Raw genomic sequence first — 21,026 nt, forward strand, 5'->3', positions numbered from 1 at the left:
CCGGTTCCGGCGCTCCGGAGGGGAACGCTGATCGGGGACACGGTTCCGGCACCGCGCGGCGGGCGCCGGACCGCCACCGGCAAGCGCGGGCTGGCCGGCCACTGTGCCCGGATCGTCGCGTCCCGGCCGTTCGAGGTGGCCATCGTGGTGCTCATCATGGCCAACGGGGTCGTGCTGGGCATCGAGACGTACCAGGATCTCGGCGCCGCCGGGCCGGTGCTGCGGTGGACGGAGTGGATGTTCCGGGCGGTCTTCGTCGTGGAGATCACCATCCGGGTGCTCGCGTACGGCCGCCGCCCGCAGGACTTCTTCCGGCACGGCTGGAACGTCTTCGACCTGCTGGTCACCGCCGCCATATTCATCCCGGGCCTGCACGGCGACTCCGCGGTGCTGCGGTTCATCCGGGTCGCCCGGGTGCTGCGCCTGGTCCGCTTCTCGCCCGGCCTGCGGACCATCGTCGCGGCGCTGTGGCGCAGCCTGCCCGGCGTCGCGGGTTTCCTCGCGCTCGCCGCCGTCACGCTCTACGTGTACGGCATGGCGGGCTGGCTGATCTTCGGCGACCGCTATCCCGAGCAGTACGGCGACATCGGCCGTTCGCTCGTCACGCTGTTCGTGCTGCTGTCCCTGGAGACGCTGCCGGACCTGCTGGAGCAAGGGCTGGAGGTGTCGCCCTGGACGCTGCTCTACTACGTCAGCTTCGTGATGATCGCGGTGAACCTCCTGCTGAACATCCTCATCGCCGTCATCGTCAACTCGATGGAGGAGGCGCGGCGGCTGGAGATGACCGAGGGGCTGGCGTCCGACTACGACTCCGACGGGGACGGGATACCGGACGAGTTGGACCGGATCGCGATCAGCCAGCGTCTGGACGACCTGCGCATGGTGATCGCGGAGCTGGAGCGGGAACTGCGCATCGACAGGGAGGAGCCGCCCGGCGCGCCGCGCCGCCGGCAGCCCTCGGATCACTGATCAGGGACGGTCATGACAGTTCCGTGACGAAAGCGGTTCCCGGGTTTGGCCGTGTGGTTGATCGGGGCAACCAGCGAGGCGTCAACACATCCGAGGGAAGGGACGCCTCTCGTGGAGATCACGGGCTTCTTCACCGCGCTCATCATCGGCCTCGTCATCGGTGCGCTCGGGCGCCTGGTGGTGCCGGGCAAGCAGAACATCCCGATCTGGCTGACCCTGCTCATCGGTGTGGTCGCCGCGTTCGTCGGCACGCTGGTGGCCGGCGCGTTCGGCGTCGACGACACCCCCGGCATCGACTGGATCGAGCTGGCGCTCCAGGTCGGCTTCGCCGCCATCGGTGTCGCCGTCTTCGCCGGCCTCTACGGCCGCCGCCGCGTCTGAGGCACCCGCCGGGGCCGCTTCCGCACGTCGCGGAAGCGGCCCCGTCGTGTCACTCCCGCCAGCCGGTCAGCTCGACGCCCTTCGCCAGCTCCACCCGGATGCCCAACGCGATCTCGCCGCTCTCACCCGGCGCCAGCGACAACCGCCAGGTCAGCTCGCCCAGTTCCGTACGCTCGGCCGGGGGCGGCGTGAGCGCGGTCTCGCGTACCACCACGGACTCGTCCCGGGACACCGGCAGCTGGTCCCGCACCTCGACGGTGGCCGGGCGGGGCGTGTGGTTCGCGACAGTGATCCGGTACTCCACCTCCCGCCGCCGTGTCGACCCGAGCGCGGCCTTGCTCTCGGTGCGCCGGGACAGCTTCCGCTCCACCCGGACCCGGTCGTCGATCCCGAGCGCCAGCTCCGTCTCCTCGCCCGGCGCCCAGGTCTTCAGCCGCGTCGCCGCCACGAAGTCGGCCCCGTGGAAGACCGACGCCGGGCCGGGCAGCAGTGTGTGGTCCGACGTGTTGCGGACCGTGGCCCGCAGGTGCGCCTCGGCGGCGCGCACCGGCACGCTCACGTGGTCCAGCCGGGCCGGCAGCTCCAGCACCGCGATGGTGACCCGGTGCGCGCTGCCGTCGGCGGGCACCGCCACCGGCCGGGCGGGGCGGTAGGTAGCCGCCGTCACGCCCTGCTCCACCTCGGCGACGCTCTCCCGCACCGCCGGTGCCGCGGCCCGCGCCGCCCGGGGACGGCCCGCCGGCGCCGCGCCGGGCGCCGGGGGCGGCACCATGCCGCCGAACGACGCGGCCGACACGGCCGTCGGCGGCTCCGGCCGGAACCGGTCGAGATACCAGGGCGACAACTCGGGTACGCCGCTCGCCGCCGCCGGACGGGCGGTGGAGAGCTGGAGTTCGCACTCCGGCCAGTCCTCCCCGGTGCCCTGGCTGACCAGCCCGAACCAGGTGACGGTCACGGTGTCCTCGACCAGCCGCAGGTCGTAGGAGGGCGTCCAGCGGGCGTCGTCCACCAGGTACGTCAGCTCCAGCTCCACCTCGGTGTCGTCGGCGTCCACCGAGACGGACACCTCGGCGGCCAGCCGGTCCGGCTCCCGCTTGCCGCGCGCCGCGTCCAGCTCCCGGTCGACAGCGGCCAGTTCCTCGGCCAGCTCGGTGCGCCGCCGGGCCAGCCCGCGCCGCCGGGCCCGGGACTCGGCGAGCTGACCGGACACCGAGTCGGTGAAGGCCGCGACGTCGGCCGGGGCCGCGTCACCGGCGGCCAGCGCCCGGGCGTACGTGCCACCGGCGCGCTCGGCCAGCCGGGTGAGGAACTCGCCGCGCTGTTCCTCGACCGCGTCGGTGTCACCGGCCTCGGCCAGCTCGTCGGCCAGCTCGCGGCGCCGCCGTTCCAGCTCGACGACCTGGGCGTCGGTGCTACGGGCCTGCCGCCACGCGCTCACGTCCACCCCGAGCACCGTCACCGCGCCCCGGCCACCCACCCGGATCGAGTCCCGCCGCAGGCCCAGCGGGAGCGGGGCGACGCGTACCCGGTGGTCGCCGGCGGCCAGCCGGACGCCGCCGCGGCGGGTGACCCGGGCGCGGTCCGGGTAGACGGTCACGCCGACGACCGGCGCATCGATCTCCACAGTGTCCACGGCGGCGAGGGTAGTTCAGGCGCGCCCGCGGCGGGGCTACCGAAGGTGCAGCCGTTCGTCGACGGCGAGCGCCGCCAGTTGGCGCGCGGTGAACGGCAGCGGGGACGCGGGCGCCTGCCGGTCGTACGCGCCCTGCGCGACGAAGACGACCACGCCGTCGGGATGCCGGTAGGCGGCCCACTGGTCGAACCGGTCGTCCGAGCCGGGCCGGACCACCACACCCACAGTCGCCTCGCCGACGGTCATCGGCTGGCACTCGCCCCCCATGCCCCAGAACTCACGCGCCAGGTCGCACGGTTCGGTCGGCAGCAGGTTCCCCGGTGTGTGCACCTCGGTGAGCAGGCGTCCCTTCCACGTCCTCTTCGTCACGTCGACCGAGGCCATGTAGCTCCACAACTCGACGCCGTCTGCCCGTCCGCTGAAGTTCGCCTCGTGCGTCCCCAGCGTCTCCTTTCCGGTTTCGGTGGAGACGGTCTTCTCGGCGGTGTACCCGTCGGGCACCACTGTGACGAGCCGGTCGAGCAGCAGTGCGGCCTGGTCGTACCGGGTGCCCACCCGCGCGGTGCGGTCCTCCTGCGGCAGGCCGTCGGGCCCGGTGGGCATCGGCTCGGCGCTGCCGTCCGCCGACGGCGGCGGGGCGGCCTGGGGCAGCGCGGCCGGCGGGCGCCGGTCGCCGCCGTCCGGGGTGGAGAGCGCCACGACACCCGCGACGCCCGCGAGCGCGAGCACCGCAGTCGCGGACCCGGCGCAGGCCCGGACGGCTCGGCGCCTGGTGCGGGCCCGCCGGGCGGAGCGCAGCATGCCGTCGGCGCTCAGGTGCGGTGGCGCGGTGACGCTGAGCATCTCGTCGCGAAGCGCCTCGCGCAGATGGTCTCCGTTCATCGTTGCCCCTTCTCGCTCGATGAGTGCATGGGTGACAGGAGGCCGCGCAACGTGTCCAGACCTCGGGCGGACTGGCTCTTCACCGTGCCCGGCGAGCAGCCCAGCAGCGCCGCCACCTCGTCGACCGGCAGGTCCTCCCAGTAGCGCAGGACCAGAACGGCCCGTTGCCGGGGCGGTACGGCGGCGAGCGCCTGGAGCACCACGAGCCGGTCCTCCGGCGGACTCGCCGGCACCGGCGGATCGGTGTCGGGCGTGCCCACCCGTTCCCGCCGCCACCAGCCCCGCCGCCGTTCGTCGAGGAAGGACCGGACGATGATCTGGCGCAGGTAGGAGTCGAGCACCTCGTGCCGAGCGACCCGGTTCCAGACCAGGTACAGCTTGGTGAACCCGGTCTGGACCAGATCCTCCGCGCGGTGCCAGTCACCGCAGAGCAGATACGCGGTGGCGCGCATGGCGTGGTGCCGCGCGGAGAAGTACTCCGCGAACGCCGTGTCGCGATCACTCATTCGGACCTCCGATCGGATACGGGATAGTCACGCCAGGTGTGGCTCCCGGGGTTGCTCGGCGGGCGGAGTGAATTCGTGGCGCGGTCAGCCGCGGAAGCTGCGGGCGAGCAACCGGAGCCCCTCCGGTACGTCGGCGGTGGCGACGGCGCCGTAGCCGAGCACCAGGCCGGCCGGGCCGGGCGGGCCCGCGTGGTAGCCGGCGATCTCGCGTACCGTGACGCCGACGTCGGCCGCCCGCGCGACGACCGCCGGCAGGTCGACGCCGGCCTCCGGGCGCTGCCGCGCACACAAGTGCAGGCCCGCCGTGGACGGCACCGGGTCGAGCCAGTCGGCGAGGTCGGAGCGCAGCGCCGCGTCGATGAGCTCGCGCCGCTGGGCGTAGACCCGGGTCGCCTTGCGGATGTGCCGGGGCAGCTCGCCGGAGTCGATGAACCGGGCCAGCGCGGCCTGCGTGGTGTGGTCGCCGTGCCAGTCGGTGAGCTGCCGGGCGGCCAGCAGCGCGGGGCGCAGCGACGCCGGGGCGACCAGGAACCCGAGGCGCAGCATGGGCAGCAGGGTCTTGGAGAACGTGCCGACGTAGACCACCTTCCCGGCCCGGTCCAGCGTCTGCAACGGGTCCAGCGGCCGCGCCGAGAAGCGGAACTCGGTGTCGTAGTCGTCCTCGACGACCACCGCGTCCCGTGCCGCCGCCCAGTCCAGCAGCGCCGCCCGGCGGGCCGGCGACATCCGGACGCCCAGCGGGAACTGGTGGGACGGGGTGACGTAGACCAGCCGTGCGTCGCCGGGCAGCGCGCGTACGTCGATGCCCTCGTCGTCGACGGGCACCGGCACGATCCGCGCGCCGTGGCCGGCGAACAGCCGCCGGGCAGGGGGATAGCCGGGATCCTCGACGGCCACCCGGTCGCCCGGTTCGAGCACGACCCGGGCGATCAGGTCCAGCGCCTGCTGCGCGCCCTGGGTGACGACGACGTCCTCCGGCCCGGCCCGTACCGCGCGGGCCAGCCCCACGTACCGGGCGACGGCGGCACGCAGGCCCGGGTGCCCGGCCGGGTCGGCGTACCCGCCCCGGATCGTCGAGGTGCGCAGTTCACCGGTGACCAGCCGACGCCAGGTGGCCAGCGGGAACAACCCGGTGTCCGGGGTGCCGGCCCGGAAGTCGTGGCCGGGCCGGGGCGTGGCGGTGGGTGCCGGTGCGGCGGATGCCCAGAACGCGCGGGGGCGTACCCCGCCGGCCGGCGCCGGACGGGGCCGGGCGCGGGCGACCGGCTCGTCGGCGACGAACGTCCCCGCGCCGACCCGGGCGGTGAGCAGGCCCTCGGCGGTCAGCCGCTCGTAGGCGACCGCGACCGTGTTGCGGGAGACGTCGAGCCGCCGGGCGAGTTCGCGGGTCGGTGGCAGCCGTTCGCCGGGCCGCAGCCGGCCGTCCAGGATCGCCTCCAGCAACTGCCTGTGGATCCGGGTGGCGCGGTCGCCGGGCCCGGCCAGGCTGACGTGTACGTCCACGGCGCCGACCCTACATTGGCCCAATCGGATCGCCGGGAATCGGCGCTTCTCGCGGCCAATTCGCAGGTCTTGGATGGAGGAAGGAGATCGGCGAACGGGGGACGGGCAATGACCGATGTCGACACCGGCCGACGGGTCCGGGTGCTGAGCCTGGCGCAGCTCGCCAACTCGGTGGGTGACGGCGCGTTCTACGCCTGCTCGGCGCTGTTCTTCATCCGGGTGGTCGGGTTGTCCCCGGCGCAGGTCGGGATCGCCCTCACCGTGGGCTGGTCGGCGGGCATCCTCGCCGGGGTGCCCGCCGGCCAGTCGGCCGACCGCTACGGCGCACGGCGGATGACGGGCGTCTTCGCGGTCGCCACCGCCGCCGCGCTCGGCGGCTTCCTCGTGATCCGCTCCTTCCCGCTGTTCGTGCTGCTCGCCTGTTGCTACGCCGCCTGCCAGGCCGGGCTCACCGCCAGCCGGCAGGCGCTGCTGGTCGGGCTGATCGAGCCCGCGCGGCGCACGGCGGTACGCGCGCGGTTGCAGTCGGTCGCGAACGCCGGCCTGGCCGCCGGGGCCGGGCTGGGCGCGCTCGTGCTCTGGGCGGACACCCGCCCGGCGTACCTGTCGGCCTTCGCGCTGGACGCGGCGAGCTTCCTGGCCGCCGCCCTGCTGGTGCGCCGGCTGCCCGAGGCGGCGGCGCCGGTCCCGGCCGGACCCGAGCCGGGACGGCTGGCCGTGCTGCGCGACCGCCCGTACGCGCTGATCACGCTGCTGAACGCGGTGATGTGCCTGAACATGCCGCTGCTCAGCCTGGCGTTGCCACTGTGGATCGCGGAGCGGACCGACGCCCCGGCGCCGATGGGCGCGATCGTGCTCACCGTCAACATGCTGTGCGTGGTGCTGTGGCAGGTCCGGGTGGCCCGCCGGGTGACCGATCCGGGCTCGGCGGCCCGGGCCAGCGGGCACGCCGGCTGGGTGCTGCTGGTCGCCTGTGGCGCGTACGCGGTGTCCGGGATGGTCGGCGGCGCGTGGGTGGCCTCGGCGGTGCTGCTCGCCGCGGCCCTGGTGCAGGTGTTCGGCGAGATGGTGCAGGCGGCCAGCGGCTGGGAGGTCGGCTTCACCCTGGCCCGGCCCGACCGGCAGGGGCAGTACCAGGGCTTCTTCGGCATGGCGCCGCAGCTCGCCCGGATGCTCGGCCCGGTGCTGCTGACCTCGCTGCTTCTCGGCTGGGGCACGCCGGGCTGGCTGGTGCTCGGCGGGCTGTTCGTGGTCGCGGGCCTGGCCATGCGTCCGGCGGTACGCCTCGCCGAGCGCCGCCGGGCCGCCGCCGAGGTGCGGATTCCCGCTCCGGTGCGGCGGACCGGCACCGAGGTGTCGTCCACCACTTCCCGGGAAGACCGCTGAGCCGACGTACGCCCCACGGGAGGCGGCAGGGGCCGGTTTCTGGCACGGTGTCGGGTAGCGAGGTACGCGGTTGAGGGGGAGTGGTGGAGTTCTCGGCGACGAGCAGGCAGGGGCGTGTCGGCCCGGTGATCGAAGTCGTCGGCGACCTGGACATGAGCACCACTCCGCAGTTGCGCGACCGGCTGCACGAGCTCACGGAGGGCGGTGCCCGGGTCGTCGTCGTCGACCTGACCGGCGTCGGATTCATGGATTCCAGTGGCCTGGGCGCGCTCGTGGTCGGCTACAAGAGCCTGCGCGAGCGCGACGGCTGGCTGGGCCTGGCCGGTGTTCGCCCGTCCGTGCGCAGGGTCTTCTCGATCACCTCGGTGGACCGCGTGATCCCGCTGTTCGACACCGTGCCGGAGGCGGAGGACGCGTCACCGCTGGTGCCGTGAGCGCTCCTCGCCGGGGCGATCGCTGGTGCGGGTGAGGTCGGCGCCGGCGGTGCTGCGCCGTGGCCCGTGGTCGCCGTACCAGTCGACGACGAGCAGCGTGGCGTCGTCGGCCAGAGCCGGCCCGGCGATCTCCAGCACCGCGTCGGACAGCGCCCGGACCGCCTCGCGGGGGTGCAGGTCGGCGAGACGGGGCAGGGCGGCGGGCAGGTCGAGGTCGGCCGCGTTGCGTTCGCGCATGCCGTCGGTGACCACCACCAGCCGGTCGCCGGGCCGCAGTGGCAGCTCCGCGCTGCGGTAGCTCTCGCCGGGGAACATGCCCAGCGGGAAGTTGCCCGGTAGTTCCACCGGTACGACCCGGCCGTCCCGGACCAGCAGCGGTGGGACGTGCCCGGCGTTCAGCAGCTCGCAGCGCCCGGTGGTCAGGTCGATGCGGCCCAGCACGGCGGTGACGTACGCGCCGCGTACGTTGGCGTGCTCCGCGACGGCCCGGTTGGCCTCCTCGGCCTGGGCGACCAGGCCGGCGCCGCGCCGTCGGGTGTTGCGCAGGCTGCCCACGCCGAGGGTGGCGGTGAGCGCGCTCGCCACGCCGTGGCCCATCGCGTCGGTGACGCTGAGGTGCAGCAGGTCCCGGGCGAGGCTGTAGTCGAACGTGTCGCCGCCGACGCTGGCGGCGGGTTCCAGCCAGCCGGAGAGGGCGAAGGCGCCGGCCTCGCAGGTGAACGAGGCGGGCAGCAGGCGGCGCTGGATCTCGGCGGAGAGGGTGAACGGCGTGGTCCGCTGTCCCCACTCGAAGAGGTCCGTGTGCCGGCGGTTGGCGATGACCACGAACGCCAGCGCGTGCGCGGTACGGGCGACCCAGTTCACCGCGTCGTCGTCCGGCTCGTCGGGCAGGTCGATCTCCAGCAGGCCGATCGCCTCACCGCGGTCGGTGACCGGTGCCAGCACCGTCCACGTGCCGTCGCCGGGGACGACCCGGGGAGTCTGCCGGCGTAGCGCTTGTTCGTAGTGCCCGCCGTCGAAGGGGAGGACCTCGGCGTCCTCCTCGCCGTGGCGCCGGCCGGGACCGCCGCCGGCGGGCTGGTGGGTCAGCCGGACCAGCGCACGGCCGCTGAGGTCGGCGATCAGCAGCGAGACGCCGAGCGCGTTCAGCGCCGTGGCGATGACGCCGGTGACGGCCTCGACCGCCTCCACCGGGGCGGCGTCCTCGGCCGACTGCAACATCCCCGCCAGCACCGCCTGCTCGCTGTCCTCCACGCTCTGAGCATATTCAGCGCGCCGGACGTCCGCCTCGCGAGCGACATCGGGGGCGGCGGGTCGCCGCTATCGACCAGAGGTTATTGCATATAGTTGGCAACTACCGAATAGTGGCGGTAGCGGGCGCTCCGGCACGCGATGATCGATCCTCGCCGGAGCGCCCGCCCGCTGCCACCCGCAGACGAGTGTTCGAGGAGTTGCCGGTGGCGATCAGGCCCAAGCCCGTACGCGTGGCCGTGGCGCTCGCCGCCGCCCTGCTCGCCGTCACCGGCTGCTCGTCGCCGACGGCCTCGACCGGCGGGACGGGCAGCGCCGGCACAGTGGTGGTCGCCACCGCGGGCGAGCCGGACACACTCAACCCGGTGCTCAACTACGGCGTTGACGGCGCGTCGCTGATCTTCGACGGGCTGGTCGCCCGGGACGCCCGCAACGAACTCGTGCCCGCCCTGGCCCGTGAACTGCCCACCGTCTCGGCGGACGGGAAGACGGTCACCGCGAAGCTGCGCGAGGGCGTGCTGTTCCACGACGGCAGCCCGCTGACCGCGCAGGACGTGGTGCTCACCTACCAGGCGGTGCTCGATCCGGCCGTCGACTCCACGCTGCGCTCCGATCTGGACATGCTCGCCTCCGTCACCGCGCCCGACCCGGGGACAGTGGTGTTCACGCTGCAATACGCGTACGCGCCGTTCCTGCAACGGCTGGCGCTGGGGATCGTCCCGGCGAAGGCGTTCGCCGGGCAGGACGTCAACAAGGCGTCGTTCAACCGCAAGCCGGTCGGCACCGGCCCGTACCGGTTCACGTCCTGGACCCCGGGTGACCGGCTCGTGCTCGCGGCGAACGAGACGTACTGGGGCGGCAAGCCGGCGAACTCCGGCGTCGTGGTGGCGTTCGTCGCCGACGACAACGTCCGGGCCCAGCGGATGCGGGCCGGCGAGTTCGACGCGGCGGAGCTGGCACCGAAGCTCGCCTCCGGGTTCGAGAGCCGCAACGGCTACCGGGTGCACAAGGTGCCGACCGCCGACTACCGGGGCGTCATGCTGCCGATGGGCAACCCGGTGACCGCCGACCCGGCGATCCGGAAGGCGCTGAACGTCGCGGTGGACCGGCAGGCCATGGTGACCGGCGTGCTCGGCGGTGCGGGCGAGCCCGCGTTCGGGCCGGTGCCGCCGACGTCGGAATACGCCGAGCCCTCGATCGCGGGCAAGCCCGGCGCCGACCTCGCCGCGGCGACCGCCGCGCTGGACGCCGCCGGGTGGAAGCCGGGCCCCGACGGCATCCGGGTCAAGGACGGGCGTACGGCGGCGTTCGCGCTCCTGTACCCGGCCACCGACAGCCTGCGCAAGGAACTGGCCCTGGCCGTCACCGCCGACGCGAAGAAGGTCGGCATCACTGTCACCCCGGAGGGGCTGACCTGGGACGCGATCACCCCGCGGATGAAGAACGACGCGCTGATCATGGGCTACGGCACGCCGTACGACCCGGACTTCGTCTCCTACAAGCTGTTCAACTCGGCCTTCGCCGGGCAGGGCTTCTTCAACCCCGGCTCGTACCGCTCGGCGGCCACCGACGCCGCGTTGCAGGCCGGCCGGGACAACGCCGACCCGGCCGCCCGCAAGGCCGCGTACGCCACGTTCCAGAAGCAGCTCGCCGCCGACGTGCCGTGGGTGTTCCTCACCTACCTCCAGCACACCTACGTGCTGAAGGACGCCGTGACCGGGGTGACGCCGCGGGTCGAGCCGCACGAGCACGACGTCGCCAACAGCATCTGGTGGAACGTGCACACCTGGACGAAGACGTCGTGACGTCACCCGTGACCGGCCGGCGGCGACTGGCCGGTGCGGGTGCCGTGGTCCGGCGGCGGCTGCTGGTCGCCGTACCGGTGCTGGCGGCCACCAGCATGGGCATGTTCGCCCTCGGCGCCGCCTCCCCGATCGACCCGGCCCAGCAGTACGCGGGCGCGGCGGCGTTCACCACCAGCGAGGAGAACCTCGCGCAGATCCGCGCCAACTGGGGTGTCGACGACCCGCTGCCGGTGCAGTACGCCCGCTGGGTCGGCAACCTGCTGCGCGGCGACCTGGGCTGGTCGACCAGCCGGCACGAGCCGGTCACCTCGGTGCTCGCCGCCCGGGCCGGCTGGACGCTGCTGCTCGTCGGCACCGCGCTCGCCCTGGTGCTGGTGGCGAGCGTGCTGCTGGGCACGCTGGCCGCGTACCGGCGTGGTGGCTGGTTCGACCGGGCGCTGCGCGCCGTCGCGTACGCCGTGCAGTCCATGCCGGTTTTCTGGATCGGCCTCGCGGCGATCGCCGTGTTCGCCCTCAGCCTCGGCTGGCTGCCCGCCGGCGGGCTCACCGACATCACCGCCACCGGCACCGACCCGGCCGACGTGGCCCGCCACCTGGTGCTTCCGGTGACAGTGCTGGGGATCTCCCAGGCGCCCTGGTTCGTGCTGTTCGTCCGCGACGCGGTCGCCGAGAGCCTGCGCGACGACCACGTCCTGGCGGCCCGCGCCCGCGGGCTCCCCGGCCGGGTCGTCCTGTTCGGACACGCGCTGCGCACCGCGCTGCTGCCGTTCCTCACGCTGGTCGGCACGCACCTGCCCGAACTCGTCGGCGGCGCCGTCCTGGTGGAGACCGTGTTCTCCCTGCCCGGCCTCGGCGCGGTCACCGTCGAGGCCGCGCTGGGCGCCGACTTCCCGCTGCTCGCGGCCACGACGCTGGTCACCACCGTCGTGGTGCTGACCGCGAACCTGCTCACCGACCTCGCCTACGCCGCCGCCGACCCCCGGGTACGCCTCGATGACTGATCTCGCCCTTCCCGCGCGCGTCCGGCGCCTGCGCCGCCCCGGCAGCGTGGGCACGACAGTCGCCGTCGTGGTGCTCGCCGGTGTCGTCGCCGCCGCGCTGCTCGCCCCGGTCCTGTGGCCGCTGGACCAGAGCGCCGTCGACCTCTCCCGTACCCGGCTCGCGCCCTCGCCGGAGCACCTGGCAGGCACCGACGACCTCGGCCGCAACGTGGCCGTGCGCAGCCTCTACGGCCTGCGCGTCTCGCTGCTCGTCGGCGCGGTCGCCGCGCTCGTCGCCGCTGTCATCGGCGGCCTGGTCGGCGCCGTCGCCGGCAGCGTCGGCGGCTGGGTGGACCGGGCGCTCATGCGCGTCGTGGACACCGTCGCCGCGCTGCCGCACCTGCTGCTGGGCATCTTCATCGTGGCGATGCTGCGCCCCAGCCTCGGCGCGGTGATCGCGTCCATCGCGCTGACGCACTGGCTGTCCACCGCCCGGATCGTCCGGTCGGAACTGCTCAGCCTGCGCAACCGGCCGTTCGTCGACGCCGCGATCTCCGGCGGCGCCGGGCGCGTCCGGGTGCTCACCCGGCACCTGCTGCCGCACGTGCTGCCGCGCCTGGCGCTGGCGACCACGCTCATGGTGCCGCACGCCGTCTGGCACGAGACCGCGCTGTCGTTCCTCGGCCTCGGCCTGCCCCCGCACCTCGCCTCGATCGGCAACATGATCAACGACGGGCAGCGGTCGCTGCTCACCGGCGCCTGGTGGGCCAGCATCGTCCCCGGTCTCCTGCTCGTGGCGGCCACGCTGGCGCTGGCCGTGCTCACCGGCCGGTGGCGTGACCGCCTCGACCCGCGCGTACGAGCGGAGCTGCACCTGTGACCGCCGCGGCGCTGCTGACCGTCGACGGGCTGACCGTCCGCTTCCGGCTGCGCGACGCCGTCGTGCACGCCGTCACCGACCTGAGCCTCACGCTGCGGCCCGGCGAGCTGCTGGCGGTGGTCGGCGAGTCCGGGTGCGGCAAGTCGGTCCTCGCGCACGCCCTGCTCGGCCTGCTGCCGCGCAACGCCACCGTCACCGGGCAGGCCCGCCTGCACGTGCCGGGCCGCGACGAGGCCGACCTGATCGGCGCGGGGGAGCGGCACCTCGCCCGGCACGTACGCGGCCGGGGCGTCGGCCTCGTCCCGCAGAGCCCCGCCACCGCGCTCACGCCGGTGCGTACCGGGCGGAAGCTGCTGGAGGAGACGCTGCGCGCGCACGGGCACAGCCGCCGCGACGCGCCCGCCGCCGCCGACCGGATCGCCGCCGACGTCGGCCTCGACCCGGCCGACCTGAACCGGTACCCGCACGAGCTGTCCGGCGGCATGGCCCAGCGGCTCGCCACCGCGCTCGCGCTCGCGCCCGACCCGCCGGTGCTGCTCGCCGACGAACCCACCACCGGCCTCGACCGGCCGCTCGTCGACCACACGCTGGACCTGCTGCGGCGCCGCTGCGACACCGGCGCCGCCGTCCTGCTCATCACGCACGACCTGGCCGCCGCACGCCGTGTCGCGGACACCGTCGCCGTGATGTACGCCAGCCGGATCGTCGAGCACCGCCCCACCGAGGCGCTGTTCGACGGCCCGGCCCACCCGTACACCGCCGGTCTGCTCGACGCCCTGCCCGACCGCGCCTTCGTGCCGGTGCCCGGCCACCCGCCCACGCTCACCGACCTGCCCGGCGGCTGCGCCTTCGCCCCGCGCTGCGCCCGCGCCACCGACACCTGCGACAGGCTGCCCCGACCCGCCGCCGACGGCGCGGGCCGGGTCGCCTGTCACCACCCGCTGCGCGAGGAGGTACCGGCATGACGATCACGGTTCCCGGCGCCACCGACGCCGCCGCCCCGGGCGACGCGGCGGCCGGCGGACTCGCCGCGCACCAGGTCTCCGTCGCGTACGGCGGGCAGCGCGTCCTCGACCGGGTCGACCTGCACGTCGCCCCCGGCGAGACGGTCGGGCTGCGCGGCCCCTCGGGCAGCGGCAAGTCCACGCTCGCCCGCGTCCTCGCCCTGCTGCACGCCCCGGACAGCGGTCACGTCACGATCGACGGGCGACCGCTCGGCGGCGTCCGCCACCGCCTGCCGGCGGAACTGCGCACCCGCGTCGCGATCATGTTCCAGAGCCCGCGCGCCGCCACCGACCCGAGGCTCAGCCTCGCCGACATCATCGCCGAGCCGCTGCGCGCCACCGGCACACCGCGCGAGCAGGCGGCGGCCCGTACGGCGGAACTGGCCGACCTGGCCGGCCTGACCCCCGACCTGCTGACCCGCCGCCCGCACGCGGTGAGCGACGGGCAACTGCAACGCGCCTGCCTGGCCCGCGCCCTGGTCCACCGGCCGGACTATCTGCTCTGCGACGAGGCCACCGCGATGCTCGACGCCTCCACCCAGGCGCACGTCGCCGCCGTCGTCACCGACTACCAGCGCCGGCACTCCGCCGGGGTCCTGGTCATCACCCACGATCCGGCGCTGATGGCCCGCTGGGCCACCCGGGTGGTGGACCTGCCGGCGGCGTGACCCGGCGTCACTCCTGCACCGGGCGGCGTACGGTGCCCAGCGCCCCGGCGACGACCGCCCCGAATCCGACCGCCATGAGCGGCATCCCCATCTCGAACGGCAGCTCACCGACCCAGTTGATGCTGTCGCGCTCCGGCAGCGCGCCCAGACTCACCGCGACCACCGCACCGGCGAGGAACATCCCGGCCACCGCCGCGCCGACCGCGAGCTTGGCGCACGCCACGCTCCGCCCGGCCCAGAGGCCGGCGAGGACGGCGATCACCAGGGACACCACGACCAGCCAGGTCCAGCCGCCCTCGGTCTCCAGGTAGGCCCAGCCCGAGTACGACCACTGGTGGAGGCGGCTGGCGCGGAACCAGGGGATCAGGTAGCCGAGCAGCGCGGTGGCGCTGCCGGCCGTGAGCAGCACGTCGGGGGCCGGGCGGTACCAGCGAGGGGAGTCGTCCATGCGTCCGGAAGTTAGCAGTCGCCGTCACCGTCGTGAGCGGGCGGCGGATCCGCGCGGACATGGCGGTGGCCCGGCCGCTTCGCCGCGACCGGGCCACCGCGCGTGCGTCGTCAGCCGCCGAGGCTCGCGGCGGCGGACCGGATCGCCGAGGCGAACGTGCTGACCTGGGTGTAGACGCCGGGGTAGTTGGGGCGGGCGCAACCGTTGCCCCAGCTCACGATGCCCACCTGGATCCAGGCGCCGGCGGCGTCCCGGCGGAACATCGGGCCACCCGAGTCACCCTGGCAGGTGTCGACACCGCCGCTGGCGTAACCGGCGCAGATCTCCTCGCTGGGGATCACGTCGCCGCCGTAGTAGCGGTTGCAGGTGGTGTCGTCGACGAACGGCACCGTGGCCTTGAGCAGGTAGCGCTGCTGCGCGCCGCCCTCCCGCGCGGCGCCCCAGCCCGCCACCGTGAACGTGCCGTTGTCGTACGCGGTGCTGGTGGCGATGTTGAGCGTGGCGAGCGAGGTGACCGGGGTGGCGAGCCGGATCAGCGCCCAGTCGTCACCGTTGCCGTTGTAGCCGGGGGCCCGGTAGACGTAGTTGGAGCGGACCTGGATCCGGCTGGAGGACTGGAGGTCCACCACGCCCAGCGTCGCGGTGATGCTGGTGTCGGCGCCGGTACGGCCGACGCAGTGGGCGGCGGTGAGGACCAGTCGCGGGCTGTAGAGCGCTCCGCCGCAGCCCATCGAGAGCCGGACCATGAACGGGAACTCGCCCTGCGCGGCCCGGGTGCCGCCGACGACGTACGGCGTCATGTCCCCGGCGGGTGCCGCTGCGGCGGGCGCCACCGCGGTGACCGCTCCCGCGGTGACCACTGCCAGAACGGCCGCCATCCGGCCGAGGAATCTGCGCCAACGGACCATGGTTCCCTCCAGACATCGACGCTGTGCCGCCCCGCCGGGCCGCACTCGCGGTGGCAGGGAGCCTATGGGCAGACATCGATGAACGGCAATGGATGGGGGCATCCCGTCTGCGTCATACGCCGCGCGTGCCGACGCCGTGTCCGGCGCCGGCACGTGTCTCGCGGCGTGGTCAGCACCAGCCGTTGATCGGACCGTTGACCCCGGTGGAGAGGTAGGCGTCGGACACCCAGCTGCCGTCGCTGAGCCGGTCCCACAGTGCCGTGGTGCCGTACCGGCCGGTGTGCGAGGTGCCGTTGGCGGAGCAGGAGACGGTGACGGTGGCGCCGTCGGCTATCGACCCGACCGCGCCGTATCCCGTGCCGGGGCCGGAGCGCCGGGTCAGCGTGCCACCGCCGTTGGCGTCGACGACTCCCTGGTTGAAGCCGAGCGCGCCGTAGTTGTAGACGCCGCCACCGCCGCCGACGTAGGCGGACCCGTGCCGGGCGCCGCCCTGGTACGCGGCCGCGCCGCTGACGAAGTCCCACTTGCCGATGCCGTGCCCGGCGATCGGCACGTACGCCGAGTTCTGCCGCAGCCCGAAGTGCACGTGCCGGCCGGTGGCGGAGCCGCCGCAGGTGACGTCGGTGCCGGTGTAGCCGAGGTACGCGCCCTGCGCGACGGCGGCGCCGTTGACGGAGATGCTGCTCCACAGGTGGTAGTAGTCGGTCGAGTAGCCCCGGTCGTGGATGACCCGGATCCACCCGGTGCACATCGTGTACGCGGTTCCGGCCCGCGCGGCGCGAACCACCTGGTCACCACCGGCGAGGTCGACCGAACTCCACGGCGCGGCGGCCCCGCCCCAGCCGTGCGGCCCGGAGGTCAGCGTCCACGTCTGCCCGACCGCGAACGGCAGTGCCATGCCGGTGCGGAAGTCCCCGCCCGCGGCCAGTGGCGCGACCGGCGTGCGGAACACGGCCTTCTCGTTCTCGCTCACCAGCGGTGACGCGGCGGCCAGGTCGCCGAACGACGCCTCGCCGTCGAAGGCGACGGTCCAGCCCTTGGTGTCGGACCGGGCGAGGAAGACCGATCCGGTGGGGTGCGCGTCCTCGGACCGGTCGGCCAGCAGTACCGCGGTGCCGAACGCCCACCGGCCGTCGGCGCGGGTGACCGTGACCCGGGTCCGCTGCGGCCCGGCGGTCCGGGTCGCGGCGTCGGCCTGGCCGAGGAGTTTCGCGGTCACCGCGTCGGTGACGGGCGCCGGTGCCGGGCGGGGTGCGGCCGAGGCCGGTGCCGGCACCACGGCCCAGGCACCGATCGTCGCCAGCGTGAAGGAGAGCACGAGCCGTCGCATGGAGCCTCCTATCGACAAGCATCACTGAATGGCGAGGCTATCGAAGGGCATGAAAATTGTCTACGAGTTCTGCATCCTTCGATGAAGGATCTGTGCACCGGGGGTGTCCGGAAGTGGCTCTTCCGGTGGTGCGGGTTTATCCGCCGCTGGCCGGGTAGCTGACCCGGTATGCGAGTACCGACCCTGGTCAAGACCGCGGCAGCAGTCGCCGCGACCGCCGCCGCGGGCGCCGCCGCCACCTCCACCGGCACCTCGTCGCGCTGGTACCGCCGCCTGCGCAAGCCCGCCTGGCAGCCGCCGTCCACCGCGTTCCCCCTGGTCTGGACACCGCTGTACGGGCTGATCGCGGTGGCCGGCGCCCGCGCGCTGGACCGCTCCGAGGGGCCCGAGCGCGCCGCCTTCGCGCGCGGCTACGCGCTCAACCTGGCGCTCAACGCCGGCTGGAGCGCCCTGTTCTTCGGCGCCCGCAGACCCGGAGCCGCGCTGGCCGAGATCGCCGCGCTCAACGTGTCCAACCTCGTGCTGCTGGGCCGCGCGGCGCGCACCGACCGTCCCGCCGGGGCGGCACTCGCCCCGTACGTCGCCTGGACCCTCTTCGCTACCGCCCTCAACGGCGCGATCGTCGGCCTCAACCGGGGACGGTGACCGGTGTCCGCCTGATCACGCGGACGCCGGGCCGGTCGCGCGCCACGACGCCAGGAGCCGTAGCCGGTCGGCGTCCGGGCTGCCCGGCTCGGCGGTGAAGACGAGCACGACCGGGCCGGGACTGCCCGGCAGCGGATAGGTGTCCCAGTCCAGGACGATGTCCCCCAGTCCGGGCACCCGGAACGTCTTGGTACCGCTCACCGAGGCGCGCACGTCGTGCCGTGCCCACAGCCGCCGGAACTCCGCGCTGCGGATGCTCAGCTCGCCGACGATCGCGGTGGCGCGGGGATGGGTCGGGTCGTCGGCGACGGCGGCGCGGAGCATGCCGATGTAGTCCAGCGCCTGCCGCTCCCAGTCCGGGCAGCTCCGTCCTCCGGTCAGCGCGTCGTCGAACAGCAGCAGGAGCATGTTGAGCCGGCCCGGCGGGTGGTCCGCCGGGTCACCGAGCAGCGCCTGCGCCATCGGGTTCCAGTCGAGCAGGTCCAGGTGCCGGCCGAGGACCACCGCCGGGGTGTCCATCACCCGCAGCAGCCGCCGGGTGCTGTCCGGCACCCGCTCCGGACCGCGCTCGACGCGGGCGGGCGCCGGCCGCCGGGCGGCCCGGGCCAGCGTGAACAGGTGCCGGCGTTCGGTGTCGTCCAGACCGAGGGCGCCCGCGAGCGCGTCCAGGACGTCGTCCGACGGGCGTACCTCCCGGCCCTGCTCCATCCGCTGGTAGTAGTCGGTGCTCAGCCCGGCCAGCAGGGCCAGTTCCTCCCGCCGCAGGCCGGTCACCTTGCGCCGGCCGCCCGGCTCCAGGCCGACGTCGCGCGGGCGCAGTCGGCCACGCCGGGCGCGGAGGAAGGCGCCCAGCTCGCGTGCGTACGGATGCGGGCTGCTCATGCCGCCAGTCTGCCGTGACGCCGCGCGCCCAGGGTAGGTCCCGCGGACCTAGGCAACCGCGAACGACCGAGACACCCCGGACCGCTCCTAGCGTCATCGCTCGACGCCAACCCCGCACCCGAGGAGCAGCAGATGACCGGATGGACCGCCGACCGCATCCCCGACCAGCGCGGCCGGGTCGCCGTCGTGACCGGCGCGAACTCGGGCCTCGGCCTGGTCACCGCCACCGAGCTGGCCCGCCACGGCGCCCACGTCGTGCTGGCCGTGCGGAACACCGCCGCCGGCCGGCAGGCCGCCCGCCGCATCGGCGGCGACACCGAGGTACGCGAGCTGGACCTGGCGAGCCTCGATTCGGTACGCGCGTTCGCCGCGAAGCTGACCGCCGACCACCCGACGATCGACCTGCTCGTAAACAACGCCGGTGTGGTGCTGCTCGGCCCGCGCCGTACCTCCGCCGACGGCTTCGAGCTCCAGTTCGCCACCAACACGCTGGGCCCCTATGCGCTAACCGGCCTGCTGTTGGACGCCCTGGCCGGGGCGCGGGCGGCGCGGGTGGTGAGCCTCAGCTCCCTCACCCACCGCAACGCGCGCCTCGACTTCGGCGACCTGATGTCCGAGCGCGACTACCGGGCCTCTGCCGCGTACGGCCGCTCGAAGCTCGCCACCACCGTCTTCGGCGTCGAGCTGGACCGCCGCCTGCGCGCGGCCGGGTCGCCGGTCGTCAGCGCGCTGGCACATCCCGGTCTCACCCGCAGCAACCTCACGCCGCGTGCCTGGGCACACCGGGGCCGGCTGGGACGGGTGATCGGGCGGCTCGGCCTGCTCGCCACCCAGCCGGTCGAGCGGGGCGTCCTGCCGCAGTTGCGGGCCGCGACCGACCCGGAGGTACGCGGCGGTCAGTTCTTCGGCCCGTCCCGCTTCTTCGAGACCTGGGGTCCGGTGACCGAGGCGCGGCTGAGCCGGCAGGCCGCCGACCCGGCCATGGGTGAGCGCCTCTGGGCTGCGGCGGCGGAGCTGACGGGTATTCGTTACCTCTGAACCGCCGGCGCGCAACGGTGCCGCCGAGTGGGATTTTGCACTCCCAGTGCACTTGTCTGGAGTTTGGCGGCTGCCTAGCGTCAGGCCATGGCTGACTCGTGGACGTTCGCTGTGGCCCGTGACGACCTCGCTCGCACCACACTCGTCGACGGCGCCGTGCCCGGCCTCGCCGACGGCGAGGCGCTGCTGCGCGTGGACCGCGTCGGCCTGACCGCCAACAACGTCACCTACGCGGTGCTCGGCGAGGCGATGCGCTACTGGGAGTTCTTCCCGCCGCAGCCCCGTGGCCTCGACGGTGGGTGGGGGCTCCCGCCACTGTGGGGCTTCGCCGAGGTCGTCACGTCCACAGTGGCCGGTGTCGAGCCGGGGCAACGGGTCTACGGCTACCTGCCGCCCGCCGGCCACCTGGTGGTACGCCCGGACCGGGTGGACGCGTCCGGGTTCCGGGACGCCAGCCCGCACCGGGCCGGCCTGCCCTCGCCGTACAACTCCTACCGGTCGACCGACGGCGACCCCGCCTACCGGGCGGAGCAGGAGGATCTGCTGATCCTGTTCCGGCCGCTGTTCTTCACCTCGTTCATGCTCGCCGACCAGGTCGTCGACGAGGACGGCTACGGAGCGACGGCGCTGGTGCTGTCGTCCGCGTCCAGCAAGACGGCGTACGCCGCCGCGTTCGAGCTGCACGGCCGCGGCCCGCGCCTGATCGGGCTCACCTCGCCCGGCAACCTCGCCTTCACCCGGTCGCTGGGCTGCTACGACGAGGTCCTCTCCTACGACGACATCGACGCGCTCGACGCCGTTCCGACCGTCTACCTCGACCTGTCCGGCTCACCCGCGACCCGCGCCGCCCTGCGGGCGCACCTCGGCGACCTGCTCGTCCGGGACATCGCCGTCGGCCTCACCCAGCAGACGCCGAACGCCGGCGCCGCCGGGGAGGTCTTCTTCGCGCCGGTACGCATCCGCAAGCGGAGCCAGGACTGGGGCCGGACCGGTCTCGACGAACGCTTCGCCGACGCCTGGCAGCGGTTCTCCCAGGTGGTGAGCGGATGGCTCGACGTACGGGTCGGCACCGGCCCGGACGGGCTGCGGGACGCGTGGCTCGACGTCCTCGCGGGCCGGACGCCGCCCCGGGTGGGTCACGTCGTCCAGCTCTGAGAACGTCACCGGTTTCGGCCGTGGCGCGCCCGTCCGGCCGATGCGCGCTAGGCTGTCGGTACGGGGTACCGACGGCTGATCGCCGACCCCTTGCTTCTCCCACGGTTTCCCAGCCGCGATGACTGAGTCGAACGCTGCCGTGCAGATTTCCTTGGAGCACCACGTGCCCGACAACACTTTCGCCCTGAACCCCTTCCGCGTGGAAGGGCTCGGGGCCACCGACGACGAGCGCAGTCCGATCGCGGACGTCAGCGCCGAATCCATGACCCGTCTGCGGAGCCCGTTCACCGCGGCGAGCACCGCTCGCAAGTCGGCCGGCGCGCCCGTCCGGCGCTAGG

General features: G+C 74.1%; 22 protein-coding genes. 13 read left to right on the top strand and 9 right to left on the bottom strand.

Annotated elements, in window-relative coordinates; genetic code table 11:
- The first annotated feature begins 90 nt into the window (after positions 1 to 90).
- Positions 91 to 969: an ion transporter gene (locus EAD96_RS13055; protein WP_255498983.1), complete on the top strand. Its 879-nt coding sequence runs from the start codon at positions 91 to 93 to the stop codon at positions 967 to 969.
- 111 nt (positions 970 to 1,080) lie between these two features.
- Complete coding sequence (locus tag EAD96_RS13060) at positions 1,081 to 1,350, top strand: GlsB/YeaQ/YmgE family stress response membrane protein (protein ID WP_073825816.1); 270 nt, start codon at positions 1,081 to 1,083, stop codon at positions 1,348 to 1,350.
- A gap of 49 nt (positions 1,351 to 1,399) precedes the next feature.
- Here EAD96_RS13060 and EAD96_RS13065 read toward each other — a convergent pair whose 3' ends face one another.
- From EAD96_RS13065 to EAD96_RS13080, 4 genes are all read right to left on the bottom strand, one after another.
- Positions 1,400 to 2,983: a DUF4139 domain-containing protein gene (locus EAD96_RS13065; RefSeq protein WP_121684434.1), complete on the bottom strand. Its 1,584-nt coding sequence runs from the start codon at positions 2,981 to 2,983 to the stop codon at positions 1,400 to 1,402.
- Positions 2,984 to 3,019: 36 nt separating this feature from the next.
- Entirely contained in the window at positions 3,020 to 3,865 is an 846-nt protein-coding gene (locus tag EAD96_RS13070; protein ID WP_121684435.1) for a hypothetical protein, read from the bottom strand.
- Positions 3,862 to 4,371: a SigE family RNA polymerase sigma factor gene (locus EAD96_RS13075; RefSeq protein WP_121684436.1), complete on the bottom strand. Its 510-nt coding sequence runs from the start codon at positions 4,369 to 4,371 to the stop codon at positions 3,862 to 3,864. Before EAD96_RS13075 ends, EAD96_RS13070 begins: the two co-directional genes overlap by 4 nt.
- An 84-nt stretch (positions 4,372 to 4,455) precedes the next feature.
- Positions 4,456 to 5,874 carry a PLP-dependent aminotransferase family protein gene (locus EAD96_RS13080; protein WP_121684437.1) on the bottom strand — a complete coding sequence of 473 codons (1,419 nt, stop codon included), beginning with the start codon at positions 5,872 to 5,874 and terminating at the stop codon, positions 4,456 to 4,458.
- 108 nt (positions 5,875 to 5,982) lie between these two features.
- On the opposite strand from EAD96_RS13080, the gene EAD96_RS13085 reads away from it, so the two are divergent.
- Both EAD96_RS13085 and EAD96_RS13090 read left to right on the top strand, forming a co-directional pair.
- Entirely contained in the window at positions 5,983 to 7,260 is a 1,278-nt protein-coding gene (locus EAD96_RS13085) for an MFS transporter (RefSeq protein ID WP_121684438.1), read from the top strand.
- Positions 7,261 to 7,343: 83 nt separating this feature from the next.
- The gene (locus EAD96_RS13090) at positions 7,344 to 7,694 is read left to right on the top strand and encodes an STAS domain-containing protein (protein WP_233585702.1); all 351 of its coding nucleotides are present in this window, start codon (positions 7,344 to 7,346) and stop codon (positions 7,692 to 7,694) included.
- Here EAD96_RS13090 and EAD96_RS13095 read toward each other — a convergent pair.
- Positions 7,677 to 8,948 carry a PP2C family protein-serine/threonine phosphatase gene (locus EAD96_RS13095; protein ID WP_199733156.1) on the bottom strand — a complete coding sequence of 424 codons (1,272 nt, stop codon included), beginning with the start codon at positions 8,946 to 8,948 and terminating at the stop codon, positions 7,677 to 7,679. The genes EAD96_RS13090 and EAD96_RS13095 overlap by 18 nt on opposite strands.
- Positions 8,949 to 9,151: 203 nt before the next feature.
- On the opposite strand from EAD96_RS13095, the gene EAD96_RS13100 reads away from it, so the two are divergent.
- The 5 genes from EAD96_RS13100 to EAD96_RS13120 are packed head-to-tail and all read left to right on the top strand — an operon-like array spanning position 9,152 to position 14,282.
- Complete coding sequence (locus EAD96_RS13100; protein WP_121684460.1) at positions 9,152 to 10,750, top strand: ABC transporter substrate-binding protein; 1,599 nt, start codon at positions 9,152 to 9,154, stop codon at positions 10,748 to 10,750.
- Entirely contained in the window at positions 10,747 to 11,751 is a 1,005-nt protein-coding gene (locus EAD96_RS13105) for an ABC transporter permease (protein ID WP_121684440.1), read from the top strand. The genes EAD96_RS13100 and EAD96_RS13105 overlap by 4 nt, the downstream gene beginning before the upstream one ends.
- Positions 11,744 to 12,610: an ABC transporter permease gene (locus EAD96_RS13110; RefSeq protein ID WP_121684441.1), complete on the top strand. Its 867-nt coding sequence runs from the start codon at positions 11,744 to 11,746 to the stop codon at positions 12,608 to 12,610. The genes EAD96_RS13105 and EAD96_RS13110 overlap by 8 nt, the downstream gene beginning before the upstream one ends.
- A complete protein-coding gene (locus tag EAD96_RS13115) occupies positions 12,607 to 13,575 on the top strand; it encodes an ABC transporter ATP-binding protein (RefSeq protein ID WP_121684442.1) in 969 nt (322 codons plus the stop codon). Before EAD96_RS13110 ends, EAD96_RS13115 begins: the two co-directional genes overlap by 4 nt.
- Positions 13,572 to 14,282, top strand: a complete 711-nt coding sequence (locus EAD96_RS13120; RefSeq protein WP_121684443.1) for an ABC transporter ATP-binding protein — start codon at positions 13,572 to 13,574, stop codon at positions 14,280 to 14,282. Before EAD96_RS13115 ends, EAD96_RS13120 begins: the two co-directional genes overlap by 4 nt.
- 7 nt (positions 14,283 to 14,289) lie before the next feature.
- Here EAD96_RS13120 and EAD96_RS13125 read toward each other — a convergent pair whose 3' ends face one another.
- The 3 genes from EAD96_RS13125 to EAD96_RS13135 all read right to left on the bottom strand — a co-directional run bounded on the left by EAD96_RS13125 (position 14,290) and on the right by EAD96_RS13135 (position 16,968).
- Positions 14,290 to 14,730, bottom strand: a complete 441-nt coding sequence (locus tag EAD96_RS13125) for a hypothetical protein (protein ID WP_121684444.1) — start codon at positions 14,728 to 14,730, stop codon at positions 14,290 to 14,292.
- Positions 14,731 to 14,840: 110 nt separating this feature from the next.
- Complete coding sequence (locus EAD96_RS13130; RefSeq protein WP_121684445.1) at positions 14,841 to 15,638, bottom strand: trypsin-like serine protease; 798 nt, start codon at positions 15,636 to 15,638, stop codon at positions 14,841 to 14,843.
- Positions 15,639 to 15,807: 169 nt separating this feature from the next.
- The gene (locus EAD96_RS13135) at positions 15,808 to 16,968 is read right to left on the bottom strand and encodes a peptidoglycan DD-metalloendopeptidase family protein (RefSeq protein ID WP_121684446.1); all 1,161 of its coding nucleotides are present in this window, start codon (positions 16,966 to 16,968) and stop codon (positions 15,808 to 15,810) included.
- 168 nt (positions 16,969 to 17,136) lie between these two features.
- Between EAD96_RS13135 and EAD96_RS13140 the strand changes: the two genes are divergently transcribed.
- Positions 17,137 to 17,613, top strand: a complete 477-nt coding sequence (locus EAD96_RS13140) for a TspO/MBR family protein (protein ID WP_120571922.1) — start codon at positions 17,137 to 17,139, stop codon at positions 17,611 to 17,613.
- Between the two features lie 15 nt (positions 17,614 to 17,628).
- Here EAD96_RS13140 and EAD96_RS13145 read toward each other — a convergent pair whose 3' ends face one another.
- Positions 17,629 to 18,495, bottom strand: a complete 867-nt coding sequence (locus EAD96_RS13145; protein ID WP_121684447.1) for a helix-turn-helix transcriptional regulator — start codon at positions 18,493 to 18,495, stop codon at positions 17,629 to 17,631.
- Positions 18,496 to 18,627: 132 nt separating this feature from the next.
- Here EAD96_RS13145 and EAD96_RS13150 point away from each other — a divergent pair, with 132 nt between their 5' ends.
- The 3 genes from EAD96_RS13150 to EAD96_RS13160 all read left to right on the top strand — a co-directional run bounded on the left by EAD96_RS13150 (position 18,628) and on the right by EAD96_RS13160 (position 21,025).
- On the top strand, positions 18,628 to 19,533 hold the full coding sequence (locus EAD96_RS13150; RefSeq protein WP_121684448.1) for an oxidoreductase: 906 nt from the start codon (positions 18,628 to 18,630) through the stop codon (positions 19,531 to 19,533).
- Positions 19,534 to 19,620: 87 nt separating this feature from the next.
- Positions 19,621 to 20,688, top strand: a complete 1,068-nt coding sequence (locus EAD96_RS13155) for a DUF2855 family protein (protein WP_121684449.1) — start codon at positions 19,621 to 19,623, stop codon at positions 20,686 to 20,688.
- 118 nt (positions 20,689 to 20,806) lie between these two features.
- Entirely contained in the window at positions 20,807 to 21,025 is a 219-nt protein-coding gene (locus tag EAD96_RS13160) for a hypothetical protein (protein ID WP_233585704.1), read from the top strand.
- Position 21,026: the final 1 nt, after the last annotated feature.

It is taken from the genome of Micromonospora sp. BL1 (genome assembly GCF_003667485.1).
Classification (GTDB): Bacteria; Actinomycetota; Actinomycetes; order Mycobacteriales; family Micromonosporaceae; genus Micromonospora; species Micromonospora tulbaghiae.

Coding starts and splice junctions, on each gene's coding strand:
- EAD96_RS13070 (WP_121684435.1), bottom strand. CDS start 3,865: ATGAACGGAGACCATCTGCGCGAGGCGCTTCGCGACGAGATGCTCAGC.
- EAD96_RS13075 (WP_121684436.1), bottom strand. CDS start 4,371: ATGAGTGATCGCGACACGGCGTTCGCGGAGTACTTCTCCGCGCGGCAC.
- EAD96_RS13085 (WP_121684438.1), top strand. CDS start 5,983: ATGACCGATGTCGACACCGGCCGACGGGTCCGGGTGCTGAGCCTGGCG.
- EAD96_RS13110 (WP_121684441.1), top strand. CDS start 11,744: ATGACTGATCTCGCCCTTCCCGCGCGCGTCCGGCGCCTGCGCCGCCCC.
- EAD96_RS13120 (WP_121684443.1), top strand. CDS start 13,572: ATGACGATCACGGTTCCCGGCGCCACCGACGCCGCCGCCCCGGGCGAC.
- EAD96_RS13125 (WP_121684444.1), bottom strand. CDS start 14,730: ATGGACGACTCCCCTCGCTGGTACCGCCCGGCCCCCGACGTGCTGCTC.
- EAD96_RS13130 (WP_121684445.1), bottom strand. CDS start 15,638: ATGGTCCGTTGGCGCAGATTCCTCGGCCGGATGGCGGCCGTTCTGGCA.
- EAD96_RS13135 (WP_121684446.1), bottom strand. CDS start 16,968: ATGCGACGGCTCGTGCTCTCCTTCACGCTGGCGACGATCGGTGCCTGG.
- EAD96_RS13140 (WP_120571922.1), top strand. CDS start 17,137: ATGCGAGTACCGACCCTGGTCAAGACCGCGGCAGCAGTCGCCGCGACC.
- EAD96_RS13145 (WP_121684447.1), bottom strand. CDS start 18,495: ATGAGCAGCCCGCATCCGTACGCACGCGAGCTGGGCGCCTTCCTCCGC.
- EAD96_RS13150 (WP_121684448.1), top strand. CDS start 18,628: ATGACCGGATGGACCGCCGACCGCATCCCCGACCAGCGCGGCCGGGTC.
- EAD96_RS13155 (WP_121684449.1), top strand. CDS start 19,621: ATGGCTGACTCGTGGACGTTCGCTGTGGCCCGTGACGACCTCGCTCGC.
- EAD96_RS13160 (WP_233585704.1), top strand. CDS start 20,807: ATGACTGAGTCGAACGCTGCCGTGCAGATTTCCTTGGAGCACCACGTG.